12 protein-coding genes are annotated in these 14,937 nt (G+C 38.8%); 4 read left to right on the top strand and 8 right to left on the bottom strand.

What is annotated here, in order from left to right:
- Positions 1-604: 604 nt before the first annotated feature.
- Positions 605-1,120, top strand: coding sequence for a hypothetical protein (locus tag DVR12_RS21470; protein ID WP_147323508.1), 516 nt, complete (start codon positions 605-607; stop codon positions 1,118-1,120).
- A gap of 5 nt (positions 1,121-1,125) precedes the next feature.
- Positions 1,126-1,509 carry a hypothetical protein gene (locus DVR12_RS21465; RefSeq protein WP_116977863.1) on the top strand — a complete coding sequence of 128 codons (384 nt, stop codon included), beginning with the start codon at positions 1,126-1,128 and terminating at the stop codon, positions 1,507-1,509.
- On the opposite strand, the gene DVR12_RS21460 is transcribed toward DVR12_RS21465, so the two are convergent.
- The 3 genes from DVR12_RS21460 to DVR12_RS21450 form a co-directional block, all read right to left on the bottom strand.
- Positions 1,502-2,560, bottom strand: a complete 1,059-nt coding sequence (locus tag DVR12_RS21460; RefSeq protein ID WP_116977862.1) for a response regulator — start codon at positions 2,558-2,560, stop codon at positions 1,502-1,504. The genes DVR12_RS21465 and DVR12_RS21460 overlap by 8 nt on opposite strands.
- A gap of 6 nt (positions 2,561-2,566) precedes the next feature.
- Complete coding sequence (locus DVR12_RS21455) at positions 2,567-4,081, bottom strand: sensor histidine kinase (protein WP_116977861.1); 1,515 nt, start codon at positions 4,079-4,081, stop codon at positions 2,567-2,569.
- Between the two features lie 80 nt (positions 4,082-4,161).
- Positions 4,162-4,875, bottom strand: a complete 714-nt coding sequence (locus DVR12_RS21450; RefSeq protein ID WP_116977860.1) for a pirin family protein — start codon at positions 4,873-4,875, stop codon at positions 4,162-4,164.
- Between the two features lie 126 nt (positions 4,876-5,001).
- Between DVR12_RS21450 and DVR12_RS21445 the strand changes: the two genes are divergently transcribed.
- Together DVR12_RS21445 and DVR12_RS21440 are read left to right on the top strand one after the other, a co-directional pair.
- Complete coding sequence (locus DVR12_RS21445; protein WP_116977859.1) at positions 5,002-6,240, top strand: WcaI family glycosyltransferase; 1,239 nt, start codon at positions 5,002-5,004, stop codon at positions 6,238-6,240.
- A 54-nt stretch (positions 6,241-6,294) separates the two neighbouring features.
- Positions 6,295-6,960: a Rossmann-fold NAD(P)-binding domain-containing protein gene (locus DVR12_RS21440; protein WP_116977858.1), complete on the top strand. Its 666-nt coding sequence runs from the start codon at positions 6,295-6,297 to the stop codon at positions 6,958-6,960.
- Here DVR12_RS21440 and DVR12_RS21435 read toward each other — a convergent pair.
- The 5 genes from DVR12_RS21435 to DVR12_RS21415 form a co-directional block, all read right to left on the bottom strand.
- Entirely contained in the window at positions 6,957-7,700 is a 744-nt protein-coding gene (locus DVR12_RS21435) for a phosphatase PAP2 family protein (protein WP_199417169.1), read from the bottom strand. The genes DVR12_RS21440 and DVR12_RS21435 overlap by 4 nt on opposite strands.
- 30 nt (positions 7,701-7,730) lie before the next feature.
- Complete coding sequence (locus tag DVR12_RS21430; RefSeq protein ID WP_116977856.1) at positions 7,731-8,888, bottom strand: efflux RND transporter periplasmic adaptor subunit; 1,158 nt, start codon at positions 8,886-8,888, stop codon at positions 7,731-7,733.
- 3 nt (positions 8,889-8,891) lie between these two features.
- Positions 8,892-13,232 (bottom strand): CusA/CzcA family heavy metal efflux RND transporter, encoded by a 4,341-nt coding sequence (locus DVR12_RS21425; protein ID WP_116977855.1) that lies wholly within the window; start codon positions 13,230-13,232, stop codon positions 8,892-8,894.
- 154 nt (positions 13,233-13,386) lie between these two features.
- Positions 13,387-13,782, bottom strand: coding sequence for a hypothetical protein (locus DVR12_RS21420; protein WP_116977854.1), 396 nt, complete (start codon positions 13,780-13,782; stop codon positions 13,387-13,389).
- A gap of 78 nt (positions 13,783-13,860) precedes the next feature.
- On the bottom strand, positions 13,861-14,862 hold the full coding sequence (locus DVR12_RS21415) for a helix-turn-helix domain-containing protein (protein WP_116977853.1): 1,002 nt from the start codon (positions 14,860-14,862) through the stop codon (positions 13,861-13,863).
- Positions 14,863-14,937 lie beyond the last annotated feature (75 nt).

The following is a 14,937-nucleotide window of genomic DNA, read 5'->3' as shown; positions in this document are numbered from 1 at the left end:
ATATTCTCTGATAGAAGTAAGGTTATTCACAATAACAGCTACCAGTAAAAGAATGTACTACTGCAATGCCTGTAAAAGCCACGATGAAAGACAAGAAGATATTAGTTTTATCTATCATTGTTTCGCGATATACCACGTATCTGGCTACACGTTATTCTATGTCGCATAATTTGGGGCGTAAAAGTAAGGTATCCAATCAGGAAACAAAAGGTTCTGTCTGCCTTAACTAATTGATTTCCTTATATTCTTTCCCAAAATAATGACGGCGGTCATCTGAAATGTTGACCAATATCATCGGTTGGTATAATGCTTATCATTGTTTGAGTGATAGCACCTGAGTTAACTTTACATCAGCAACAGTGGTCCAATGGATAGCTGCAGCAAGACTCAATGAACAGGTGCGTTTGGAGGTATCATCGTTTGGACAGCGATGATACCTATTCTTCCTCTTAAAACGGGTGTCATGTTTCAAAATAATACAACTTCGAGACAACGAAAATTTTGCGAAGGCTTTTTATTCTTTCCGATAAGGCAGTTGAAAAAGTACGGAGGATTTATCTACAGGCAGTACAGTAAGAATGCTAAAATTAAAAACTTACTGGATATGAAAATGCCAGCACTGGATTATCATGTTAGTTATGCCGCTTCCTTAAGCGAATGTATTGAAGAGCAGGCAATGCCACAGGCAAAGAAAATCCTTACCAGAATGGAGGGTTTTTATTCACTTATACAACAAAATCCATCTGATGTTTCAGACCTGATCGTACATTATTATCAGGAGTTAACGGTTTGCAATAACGTAGTACTGCGGAATCTGAATGATGAGCTGAAGTTATTGTTAAAGCAGCAGAAAGATGATTCGAGCTACCTTACGCACCAGTATGATCATATCATGAAAGTCTATAAACTGCTGAAGGAGTGTTTGGCTCAAACCCGTAATATGGCCAATATCCTCGACGATTATTTGTCGCAGGTTCCGAATGCTTATGGCAATGAGCAGCTTTCACAATTACTTAATGATGTTAAAAATTTATATAGCGTTCAACAAAAAATTTGTTTGTTACTAAAAGAGTGGGAGGATGCAAAGAAATTGCATACCCTGCAAACCTATTATAACTAAAGGCTATGAGCAACCTATTTTCAGACAAACGATCTGATCTCCGCAAGGAAGATCAGGTTGTAGAGTGCAGTGCGTGGATTAGGATATTACAAACATTGAGGGCAGATAATGATTTATTGATAAGACGTTTGGCCGATGCTGTGAGCAAGTCAGTGGATCGTGCATTTATTGAGGAAGCAGAAGCCTTTCAGATTGGCATGTTGAGTAGAGAAACAGCAATAGTGTTACTAAGACATGAGATTAAGGAACAATTAGGTTGGCTTGAAGATTCGGTAACTGAGATGGCGCCGCATGATCATCTGGTGATGAAAAAAGAAGTTGAAGACATGGTTGCAGACTATGAAAAGATGAAATCATCCTTTTTAGTATTTGTAACCGGAGTTAGTTGATCATGCCCGCCAATTTTTTGACAGCCAGTGAAGCTATCTGCCCTTCTTTAAGGGTGATAAGTTGTTCGTCGCGGAAATCGCCCAGTGTACGGATCAGCGATTCTTTTGCCACACCGGCAACAGCAGCAAGGTTTTCTCTACTTATATCTATTGTGAAATTTTTATTACCTGTTGCATTGTATTTTCTTTCGAGCAGCAACAAGGCTTCTGCCACTTTTTTGCGTAAAGAGTTATAAGCCAGACTAATTAGTTGCTGCTCTTTTTCAGCCATTTCTCTGGAAAGAATCTGAATAAATCTTCCCATCACTTCCGGGTTACTGCTAATCAACTGTTCAAAATCCTGTTGTGGGATCATCGCCACTCTGCATTCCTCCATTGCTTCTGCATGATCCTGATAATTTCCTCCTTCCAGCAATGCATTGTAGCCGAAAAAATCTCCCTTATTATATAAGCCTATAATTAATTCTTTCCCATCATCATTGCGCATATAGGTTTTTACTTTCCCTTGTAACAGATAAAATAAATATTCTGGCCTGCTACCGGCATTATAGATGGTTTGCTTCTTTTTATAGGCTATAATGTTCCTGTCTTCCTTTAACAAATCCAGTTGATTACCACCACTCCCGGCAGAGAGCAGTACATTAAGCCCATGGAGGCCCGACACTGATTCTTTCCGGATTTCAGCACAACGTTTTAATCTGCTTTCTATAGCATTCAGGAGCTCAGAGCCATCGAATGGTTTTGTGATATAATCATCGGCTCCCATTTCCATACCTTTTCTAACATCGTTTCTTTCTGTTTTAGCGGTAAGAAAAATAAAAGGAGTGGTTTGCAACGCCTGATTTTTATGAAGGGTATGCAAGACACCATAACCATCTAATACGGGCATCATGATATCGCAAACGATAAGATCTGGGTGATGTTCGAGTGCCATCGCCACGCCTTCTTTTCCATTAGCAGCAGTAATGACATCGTAATTTGCGAGCTCTAATATTTCGGCGACATTTTCACAGATGAGTGAATTATCCTCTATCAGTAAAATCTTTTGCATAATGTACTAGTTTTTTGGGAAGGGAACAGTAATAAGGAACTCAGTACCCAGATCCAGCGCGCTTTTACAAGTTATAGTACCATTTAAAAGCTCCGTATATTTGGCAACTATATGCAGCCCCAGTCCGGTACCCTGAATATTAGCCACCTGCTCGCTTCTAAAAAAACGTTCGAAGAGATGTTGCTTGTCGGTAGCAGAAATGCCGATACCTTTATCTTTTACTGATAGTTGGAAGGAGTTATCCGTACTTGCACTACGAACAGAGATAACTGCTCCTTCAGGAGAAAATTTAATGGCATTTGAGACAAGGTTCATCACAATATGTTTGAGCAAGGTTGGGTCTAACGTTGCAGATGCGGGCCCATGATGTGCATAATAAATTTGTTGCTGAGGTTTTTTGAGGCCATCCATTTCGTGTAAGACATTACTAATATGCTTACCTGGGTCGAAATTGCTGATATGTACTTGTATTTTACCTTCTTCTATTTTACCTACAGATAAAAAGTCGTTTAATATATCGGTTAATGAGTTTACACTTGAAATAATTCTCTGAATATGTTTGGTGCGCTTGTTAACATCTTCTATGGCTTCATATTTAGAAACAAGGTAGATAGATGATAAAATGGCACTGAGTGGTGTACGGAATTCATGTGATGCCAAAGAAACGAACCTGGATTTTAATTCATTCAGATCTCTTTCCTTTTCCAGTGCAACCCTTAATTCTGATTCGGCTTGCTTTATACGTGTCAGATCTATGGCAATTCCCATATATCCGCTTATTTCACTTCCGTTACGCAATGCCGACACAGCCAGCGAAACGGGTAAGGTACTGCCATCTTTTTTTACGTAGAGCCATTCATATTCATTTCGCAGATTTAGCCGGGCTTTTATCAATAAAGTTTCCAGCCCAACCGGGATTTCCTGATTTAATTGTTTGGAAAACTCCTCTGCTCTCAATGCTATTTCTTCCTTATCATGAAGGATCATTGGAGTACAAATGTCTACTACCTCGCTGGCTTTATACCCTAAGATACGTTCTGCAGCGGGGTTAAACCATTTGATATACCCATCTTCATTGGTTACAATGATCATGGCTCCTGCATTGCTCCATAAATTGGTGAATACGCTGTTCATGCGTTGGAGCGAGCCTTCTTTCAGTACTATTTCAGCTTTTTGTTTCTCAAGCTCCCGAAGTGTAAATTCAGTTGCTTTTCTGTCTGAAATATCGGTGATATGAATAATTTTTATGGGGCCATCAGGGGTAATATGTTCTCCTATTGTTATTTCTACAGGGAATTGGGTGCCGTCTTTTCGCAGTATTGCCTTCTCATTTCCCTGGCAGACCATTAAGCTATTAATAGTACTGCCTACCACTTCCTGCTCCTGGTAGCCGCTTTGCCCCAGGAGGTGTGGATTAACCATCAGGATGTTATCGTCAATATCTGCTACTATAATGCCTATAGTAGCCATATTAAAGAGAACATCGAACCCTAAGTAATGCTGTTTTGTGGCGTTACTCATTATAGAGGTAAATTATCCGTTACGAGCTAAACTAAATTTAATGATTCTCGGCGGAATTCCTTACAACCTACCCGAATAAATTATTTCTGATTAATCGGAGTTTCAATAATTACAAATTCAGTTTTATCGGCACAAGTCAGGGTAACTTCATTGGTGGCCCAAATACCTATTGCATCTCTGGGTTGTAATCCCTGTTCCTGAACTCGCAGACTGCCGGAAATCAGAAAAATTAATAAACATTTATTCTGGGATTGAAAACTATACGTGAGTTTTTCAGGTCGCTCGTAATACCCGAGGGAGATTTTGGTATTTTGATTAATCCAGCAATGTTGCATTCCTTCTTCATTAGATACCACCGTTACCAGTTTATTTTTTCTGGCTTCCTTAGGAAAGCTACGTTGCTGGTAACGAGGAGCTATATTTTGCAATTTTGGAGAAATCCAGATCTGTAAAAAATTTACATCATCACTTCCAATATTATATTCTTCATGACGGAGCCCACTTCCGGCACTCATAATCTGAACGGCAGGTGCTGTTATTTCGGTGCTATACCCCATTGTATCTTTATGGTTCATCGTACCCTGCAGGAGAATTGAGATGATTTCCATATTTACATGGGGGTGAATTCCAAAGCCTTTTCCTGGCTCTACATAATCGTCATTAAATGCCTGGATAGTGCCAAAAGCGCTACGCATCGGATTGGCATAATCGCTGAAACTGAAGATAAAATTACTTTTTAACCAGCCAATGTCTTTCAGGCCTCTTTCGTTTGCAAGGAAAAGCTGAATTTTCATATTATAAACCTCATTTACTACCAAAGATAATTTAAATCAATGTAAGATAATTGGCTGGCACCGAAACATAATACCGGGCTAAGTTGTTGGAATACAATGCACACCTGAAGCGAATTCTTACAGACAATGAACAAACGTATTTTGTTGATAAGTCCGAATTTTTCTCCCGAAGCCACAGGCATTGGGAAATTTAATGGGGAATTGATAGCGGCCCTTGCTGAGAAAGGGTTCGAATGCTCCGTTATTACTACCTATCCATACTATCCTGAACAGAACGACTTCATTTCGTACAATGCTAAACGTTACTGGTTTTCAAAAGAATCATTTTCTTCTGCTATCATTTACCGCTGCCCTCAATATGTACCTAAACATTCTACTGCCATTAAAAGGATTTTTCAGGAATTAACTTTTTTGTTTACGGCGTTTATTCAACTGTTACAATTACTGCCTGGCAGACGATTTACTTATGTAATAACAATTGCTCCTCCATTTCATACCGGACTGTTAGCGGTATTTTACAAATGGTGTAAAAAAACAACTGCCATCTATCATATTCAGGATCTGCAAATTGAAATTGCTAAAACCTTCCAATTAATACGCTCCCACAAGTTATTGAACCTCTTGTGGGCAGTAGAGAAATTTATCATCAAGCAATCAGATCATATTAGCAGCATTTCCCCTGGTATGATCAATAAAATAAAAACAAAAACATCTAAAGAAATTTATTATTTCCCTAACTGGGTAAATACTTCAATATTCTTTCCCATTGCAGATAAAGAAAAACTGAAAACCAATTTTGGTTTTAATACCGGCGATAAAATAGTTCTTTATGCAGGGGCTATTGCCGAAAAACAGGGAATTGATATATTGCTTTCGGTCGCCAAACAGATGGAGTGCTATAAATATATCAGGTTTGTAATCTGTGGTGCGGGCACTCAACTCAACCGGCTTAAAGCTGGAGCTTCCGATAATATGTTTTTCCTGCCAATCCAACCCTTAAATACCTTTAATGAATTATTGAATATGGCAGACCTTCACCTGGTATTACAACGTGAAGAAATGAACCATCTTGTATTACCCTCAAAACTTACAGCAATTCTGGCGGTAGGTGGGCTGGCTGTTGTTACTGCCACCGAAGGGTCGGAGTTACATACAATGATTAGTAATCATTCTATAGGAATGCTGGCGGATGCTGGTAGTGTTACAAGCCTGCATAAGGTAATTCTTGAGGCTTTGCAGTATCCGGATACTGAGATAGCAAAGAGGGCCAGAAGATTTGCTGAAAGTAATTTATCTACCAACCATATTATAAATAACTTCTGTACAGATTTATTAAATACCACAGCTAAAACAGTGTTGGCATAATCTTTTGAAGGCTGATTAAACTTTATTATTTTGTAGAAACATTAATTCTATCCAATGGAAATCAAAGCTATTATTACAGGTAGTACTGGAATGGTCGGAGAAGGTGTATTGCATGAATGTTTGCAACATCCGGATGTTACGGCAGTTTTAGTGATCAACAGAAAACCTTGTGGTGTAACCCATCCTAAACTAAAGGAAATAATTCATAAGGATTTCTTTGATATGTTGCCTATCGCAGCACAACTACATGATTATAATGCCTGCTATTTTTGTTTGGGGGTTTCCTCAATTGGAATGAAAGAGCCGGAATATACCAGATTTACTTACGATCTTACGATGGAAGTAGCCAAAACTTTACAAACCCTGAATCCGGAGATGACTTTTTGTTACGTATCTGGTGCCGGCACGGATAGTACTGAGCAGGGTAGAAGTATGTGGGCCAGAGTAAAGGGGCGTACGGAGAATGCGTTATTGAATATGCCTTTTAAAGCCGCATATATGTTCCGCCCGGGTTTTATTAATCCGGGAAAGGATCTGAAAAATACACATGGCTTTTATAAGTTCATTAGCTGGATGTATCCTTTCTTTAAACGTGTTACTCCCAATTATGTAATTACCCTTTCTGAAATCGGATTGGCTATGATTAATGTTACTAAGAACGGGTATCCCAAGCATATTTTAGAGGTTCCTGACATCGCGAAAGCCGCCCAATCAATCTAAAATATTTTAAAATAACACAATCCCAATTGTTTCGATTGATATTGTGGCATTATTAGGGTATGCTGGTTGTCTTTAAATGTTAACCATTTAGAAACTCTGGGATATACCCAATAAGCCATTTCGGTAGACAAGATGCCAACCCCTGCTCCTGCAACTACATCGCCTACCCAGTGTTTGTCGTTAATAATTCTGTAAACACCAGTAAATGCTGCCAATGGGTAACCTGCCAGGCTAAGCCAGAAGTTATCATCTTTATACTCCCTAAACATAAACTGAGCTGTAGCAAATGCAGTAGCAGAATGGCCTGAAGGAAAGGATAGCTTATTTGAACCATCGGGTCTTTCTTCCTGGATAAGATGCTTTGCCGGAAGAACGAGGGCACTGGTAAACAACATTGAGGTTCCCAGAATAATAGTTCTGTCTTTAAAGTTGTGCTTTCCTTTAATACCAAAGGCGTTTAGTCCGTATACCATTGCAGCAGGAGCATATTGGGTATAATTATCCAATTTCGTGTGTACGGGCTGATGCTCTTTAATTTCGTATTGAGTAGAATTATTAAGTTCTTTCAGATCTCTGGTAGTCAGACTCAGTACACCATACCCAATAAAGGCGGCAGGAATAATCAGTTTTTTATAACTGAACTGATAAGCATTGTTGCCGGAGATATTACTACTATCTGACAGAGTACTGTTCTGTCCAAAAATTGAAACAGAACAGTACATCATCAATAATAAATTCATAAAGAATTTCATCAGATTTATTTTAAGCGTTTACTCTTCGTCATTGTCTGTATTTTTCAATTTCATCAGCAGTGTATATGCGTTCCGGGTAACGATCTTCTTTCCTTTAAAATCCTGGAAATTCAGCACCTGAACAATCCCCTTTTCCTGCTCCCCAACAGTAACAGGTGTTAGTCTGTAGGTTTGTTTCTTCTCTTCAACAAAAACATAGGTACTTCCTTCAAAATCCAAAATACTTTCTTCCGGTAAAACATTTGAAAAAGATGAAGCTAACTCTATTTCGGCATTCATATACACGCCTGGTATCAGATTAGGATCGTATTTGTCTAAATGGCAATGTACATCAGCCATTCCATTTGCATCCACATCTTTACTTACCAGGTGAATTTCGCCATTGAATTTTTTATCAGGATTAGTATTGGTGTAAGCTATCAGCTCCTGACCGGCTTTCAGTAGTTTTAAATCTTTCTCATAAACTTTAAGATTAAGGTGAATATCATTTGGGTTGATAAGCTCGAAGAGGATATCAGTTGGATTTACATATTTACCGATATTAACATTTACCTTACTTACATATCCGTTTATTGTACTGTATACTGGAACTGTTTTGTGTATGTTTTCAGGATTTACGGTTGCTGGATTTATGTTAATAAGTTGAAGTTGCTGGGCCAGTGCATTCATTAAAATCTGCTGATTGTTCATCTCAGATTGTGCTTGTTGCATCACTTTGTCGCTGCTCGCCTTACTTTGATTAAGTTCTTTCTGACGGTTGAAGTCCAGTTGTGCAAAATGGAACTTGGATTTGGCTGTAAGATAATCCTGCTGCAACTGTACGAACTGTGGATTTTCAATTACTCCAATTACCTGTCCTTTCGTTACTTTCATTCCAGGAATCAGATCAGTACTTTTCAGATACCCTCCTAATGGTGTGCTCACTGAAACCATATTCTTAGGTGGAACATCAATTTTACCATTCAGTTTCAGAAGCGTTGATATATTCTGCATCGAAAGTTCAATGGTTTCTACAGGAGCATTTCGTAACTGTGCATCTGTTAGCGTAACTATATTTTCATCTTTGGGCGGCACAGTATTTTCTGTGGGTGCAACTTTCCTTTTACACTGAATTGAAGCAAGCATTGCGAACAACACTAAAACAAACGGGATATATTTGGATTTTGCGAATTTCATTTTTTATTGATTTATCGTGATGTATTGAAGTTGAATTGCATTCTCATTTAATTTCCAAAGCGCATCAGCATAATTGCTTTTCAGGGCAATTGTCTGATTTATAAGAATTGCAAATTCCAGGTAATTAATTTCTCCGTTTATAAATTGTTTTTGCGCTGTTTCAGTAATGATTTCAGCGTTTTTTAATTCTGTTGTTTCATATTTGTTTACAATGTCCAGATTGCTTTTATAAGCCTGCAAAAGCTGCTCATATTGTTTTTTTAAAGTGAACTGGGCATTCTGAAAATCATTTTCTGCAACACTGGCAGCAACTTTAGATGCTGAAATTCTTGCTTTTTGTCCGGTTGTAAAGAGTGGAACAGAAACACCTACCTGAACAGATGAAAATCGAGGAGTGGCGTCGTAGGTTTTGTTATCAGCTCCTGTACCTTTAAAGCTGTTGAGGTTATAACCCAACTGCAACCCCGGAAGCATTTTCGATTTCTCCAATGAAGTTTGTTGTTCAGCTACTACTTTTTGTTGTTCCAGAACTTTTAGGGCTGGATGAATATTGGTTTCATCAGCAACGAAAAGAGCTTTCTGATGGTCTGATGGAAGATATTCAGTTTCTGAATTTAACAACCATTGAAATTGAATCTGAAGTGTTTTTAGTTCCTGTTGTACTTGTTGTAATTGAATACTGATGGCTGTTTTCTGGTTATCAGCAGTAGTTTTTTCAAGAATATTGCTTTCTCCGGCTTTTTGGCGGAGGGTAGCTTTTTCCAGGAAACTGGAATATACCGAAAGTGCTTCGTTCAACAGTTTCATTTTCTCCTGCCAGTAAAGCATATTGTAATAGGTGAGACTTACCGCTTTTTTCAACTCAAACTCTTTAAGCGAAACAGTGAGCAGACTTTTTTTCCACTCTTCGGTATAGAGATTTTTTTGTCTTTTATAGACGGTTGGAAAAGCGATGCTCTGTAATGCTCCGAATTTCGAATCATTATACGCACTGTTGATCTGGCCGTAATCGGCCGAAATAGCTGTTTGCGGAATATCTGCAGAAGTTCTGATCAATGCTTTTGAATAATCGGAACGAAGTTTTTCATTTTTCAGGTTTCTGTTGTTCTGTATGGCCAGGTTCATGGCTTCTTCGAGCGTAACAGGAGTTTGTGCTTTTAAATTACCACCAGTAAGAACTATCAGTAAAACCAATATTGGTGCTATGTTTTTTGGTTTTATCTTTTTCATTTTAAATCCTTTTTCTATAGTTATATACAAAAGCGGAAGCACAAATAGTGTGAGCAGGGTAGCAATCATCAAACCTCCAATTACAACGGTGGCCAAAGGACGTTGTACTTCGGCTCCCGCTCCGTTGCTTAGCGCCATTGGAATAAAGCCCAATGAGGCTACGCTGGCTGTCATAAGAACTGGCCTCAAGCGACTTTCTCCACCATCTACAACAATTCTGACAATATTGCGAATCCCGCTTTTATGAAGGCGGTTGAATTCTGAAATTAATACAATACCGTTTAGTACAGCTACTCCAAACAAGGCAATGAATCCAACGCCGGCGCTTATACTGAATGGCATGCCGCGTAATGCAAGCAGAAAAACGCCACCAATTATGGAAAGGGGTATTGCAGTATAAATCAGCAGACTTTCCTTAATAGAATTAAAGGCAAGGAATAGTAATGTAAAGATCAGTGCTAATGCTATTGGAACAGCAATCATCAGTCGGGCTTTCGCATTATTCAGATTTTCAAATGAGCCTCCGTATTTAATAGAATATCCGGGTGGTAGTTTAATTTCTTTTTCCACTTTGGACTGTAACTCTTCCACAATACTTTGTACATCTCTGTCTTTAATATTGAACCCTACAATGATCCTTCTCTGCGCATTTTCGCGCTGAATCTGGTTGGGCCCCAGAATAATATCTACAGCTGCAAGCTGTGATAAAGGAATCTGGTTTCCTGAAGGGGTTGGAACCAGCAGGTTTCGGATATCAGTAAGGTTTTTACGGGCATTGGAATTGAGACGTACAACCATATCAAATCTTTTCTCACCTTCAAATACCAGTCCTGTACTTTGCCCTGCAAAAGCGGTATTGATTACTTTGTTAACGTCGGCAACGGAAAGTCGGTATTGTGCAATTAATGCTCTGTTATATTGAATAACCACCTGCGGCAAGCCTAAGATGGGCTCTACATAAAGGTTCTGTGTGCCACTCACTGTTTCTATGATCTTACCGATCTTTTGCGCATTATTAGCAAGGGTGTCGAGATTTTCACCAAATATTTTTAGCACCACATCTTGCCGGGCTCCTGTCATCAGTTCATTGAATCGCATTTGCACCGGATATTGGAAGCCAACAGTGATTCCTGGTACATCTTCCAGTGCTAAGGTCATTTTGTCTGCCAGTTCAGGGAATGTTGCGGCAGAAGTCCATTCTTTTTTATCCTTCAGGATCACCATCATATCTGAAGCATCCATTGGCATTGGGTCTGTTGGGATTTCCCCACTTCCAATCTTTGTAACTACTTTTTGTACTTCCGGGAATTTGGTTAATAGAATATGTGCGGCTTTTTGAGTACTTTCTATGGTAGTAGTAAGATTACTTCCTGGCAATACCCGGGTGTCGACAGCAAAATCTCCTTCTTCAAGTGAGGGGATAAATTCGCCTCCCAGTCTGCTGAGAATAATGAGTGCTATCACAAATAAAATAATGACTGCGCTGAATATGATTTTCGGAATTCGTATTACTTTAAGCAGGGTGTTGAGATAAAGCTTCTCTACTTTTTTCATCATCCTGTCGGAATAGGAAACTTTAAGGCTCCTTTTCTTAAGTAGAATTGCGCTCATCATTGGGATGTAGGTCAATGAAAGCAGGAATGCTCCAAGTAGTGCAAAAGCAACTGTTTCTGCCATTGGTTTGAACATCTTACCTTCAATTCCCTGTAATGAAAGAATTGGCAGATAAACGATAAGTATGATGATCTGACCAAATACAGCACTGTTCATCATTCTGCCGGCAGATTCAACTACCACTGTATCCATTTCTTCTGAAGGGATTTTAATAAGCGTTTTAAAGCGCTTATTAAGCATCAATTGATGCATCACCGATTCAACAATAATAACTGCTCCATCGATAATCAGTCCGAAGTCCAGGGCTCCCAGGCTCATTAGATTTCCACTAACACCAAACAGGTTCATCATACAGATGGCAAAAAGCATGGCCAGTGGGATTACGGATGCCACCAAAAGCCCTGCTCTGATATTTCCTAAGAATAATACGAGAACAAAAACGACAATCAGGGCCCCTTCCATCAGGTTGGTTTTAACAGTACTGATAGCGTGTTTCACCATTTTGGTCCGATCGAGGAAGGGCTCTATTATTACGCCTTCGGGAAGTGTTTTCTGAATGCCGGCAACTTTTTCTTTTACATCTTTAATAACCTGGCTGCTATTGGCACCTTTCAGCATCATAACAACGGCACCTGAAACTTCTCCATTATCGTTGTAGGTCATCGCCCCGTAGCGGGTTGCAAACCCAATTTTTACATCGGCTATATTACGGATGAAAAGAGGTACTGCATTGTCTTTACTGTTTATGGAGATATTTTGGATGTCTTCTATACTTCCAACTAATCCTTCACTGCGGATATACAGAACTGTTGGTCCTTTTTCAATATATGCTCCTCCGGTATTCTGATTATTTGCGTTCAGCGCATCAAATACATCATTGATGGTAATTCCGTAAGCATTCAGTTTATCAGGATTTACAGCGATTTCGTACTGTTTTAGTTTCCCTCCAAAACTGCTGACTTCTGCTACCCCTTTAACGCTGAGTAATTGTCGTCTTACAATCCAGTCCTGAATGGTTCTAAGGTCTGTTACATTGTATTTATGTTCATATCCTTTTTTCGGACGTACAACATACTGATAGATTTCGCCCAAACCAGTGGAAATGGGGCCCAGCTCAGGACTTCCAATACCTTGTGGGATGTCTTGCTGCACTTTCACCAGCCGTTCGGCTACTTGCTGGCGTGCCCAATAAATATCAATATCATCCTCAAAAACAATAGTAACAAGGGAAAGGCCGAATCTGGAGAAGCTCCGGATTTCTTTTAATCCTGAAATATTACTGTTTGCCTGTTCAATTGGAAATGTAACCAGGCGTTCTATATCAGTTGCTCCGAAGGAAGGGGCAACTGTAATTACCTGTACCTGATTGTTGGTAATATCGGGAACTGCGTCTATCGGCAGTTTTGTAACCTGGTAACTTCCAATGCTGATAAGCCCCAAAATCAGTAATGCAACAATGAGCTTATTCTTTACGGAAAACTCAATGATTTTCGTAAGCATAATTAATGATCCTGTTAATCCTAAAAAATAATAAGATATACCGCCATTTACGAAGTCATGTCAAAACTGGAAATATAATATACGATTATTCCAGTTTTGAATGAATCAAAACGGTTATAACAAAGTAAAAGTTTGAAATATGGTCAGTGAAAGATTAACAGAATTTGGGAGGCTGCCAGATTGATGAGTGGAAATCGTTGTTTAATAGAAAGTCATCTGCTGCAATTATCTTCTCTTTTTGATGTGCAACAAATTTGGTTTTCATTTCAAAATGTACCGGCTGTGATACTACAAAAGAACAGGCTAATACATGGTTATGTGTCATGAACGGCAGTTTCTTATCCTGCTCGTAATCATAATTATGAGGATGGTTTTCGAGATGGTTTCCTTCGTAATGAAGAGCCAGAAAGTCAGTAATCGACATTTCAGGATTTATTTCCTTATGCTCAAAATAATGTTCTACCAATACAGGAAATTTCAACAGCTGAGAAAGCTCAGTGGTTGAAATCATATAAATGGTAAGAAAAGTTATTGCGAGCAATTTTTTCATTGCACCAAAGTTATAAAAAAATGGGATTAATTCTAAATGACGGCTTTATTTTAAGACTTTTCTGAATTCTTTTGAAGATTAATCCTCATTTTCATTTAACTTTTTCCGGAAGGCAGATGGAGATAAACCAAAATGTTCTCTGAACAATCTTGTGAAATTAGAAGGATTTCTGAATCCCAATTCCATTGAAATATCTTTTACATCACCTGGTTCCTGAAGCTTATTAAAAGCATAATTCAGTTGTTGATGCCGGTAGTATTCGAAAGCAGAGAACCCTGTATGCAGTGGGAATTGCCGGCGCATTGTAGCGGTGCTCATATGCCCAATACTCGCAAGGAATGTGAGGCCAGGAAATCCATCCTGTAAGTGGGTATCGAGGTACCTGACTATCCTGTTGATATTATCCCTATAACTAATGGGTGGCGAAAGTAATGTTTGTTCTTTTTGTGATAATAGTTGTATTGCCTGGCTGATTAATGGATTTACAGCATTCTTTAACTGTAGCTCAAATAAAGGAACGGTGGCAACATGATCCAGTAGTTCGTATAAGTTGCTCAGATATTGGAATTGAAGTTGATCTGAAGCAAGCGTTATTTTATCTGAATCTTTATTTACAATTTTTCTTAATGCACTATTTGCATGCATCATGGAAAGATCTGTATTCTTATTTATCCAGTCGGTAGTAAAACGAAATACAATAAACCTGGCGATGTCGTTTGGATTCAGAGCTATTTCCGGGCAGAAATTATCATTAAAGCAACAACTTATCTCGAAAGTTTGATCTCCTTCCTGTTGAAGGATTGCATGAGTAAAATATAAATAGCCATTGTTTTCCTCTTCCGTCAGGCGGTAAGCGATAGTTTTCCGGGCCTGTACAGCAATAGAAATCAGGGAGCAGCCGCTTTCTATAGGTAGAAAGGAAAGCTGTTCGTAACGTTCGTCCGTTTCCGTTATTTCAGGAGCCATTTTGGGAGTATTGCCATTTGTTGTGTCTATTTTATTGGGCAAACTTTCTGAGGCTTCATTATTGGCTAGTCGACGAACTTTCCAATTTCGTTGTGCTTTTTTTGGTGATGGCATTACTCTGTCATGACTATAGCTTAATTCAAATATACTAAAACACTACAAGCAGCAACTATTTATTTCATCCATAGT

The sequence above is a fragment of the Chitinophaga silvatica genome, from assembly GCF_003419895.1.
In the GTDB taxonomy this organism is placed as follows: domain Bacteria; phylum Bacteroidota; class Bacteroidia; order Chitinophagales; family Chitinophagaceae; genus Chitinophaga; species Chitinophaga silvatica.
This window is presented reverse-complemented; position numbering and strand designations above follow the sequence as displayed.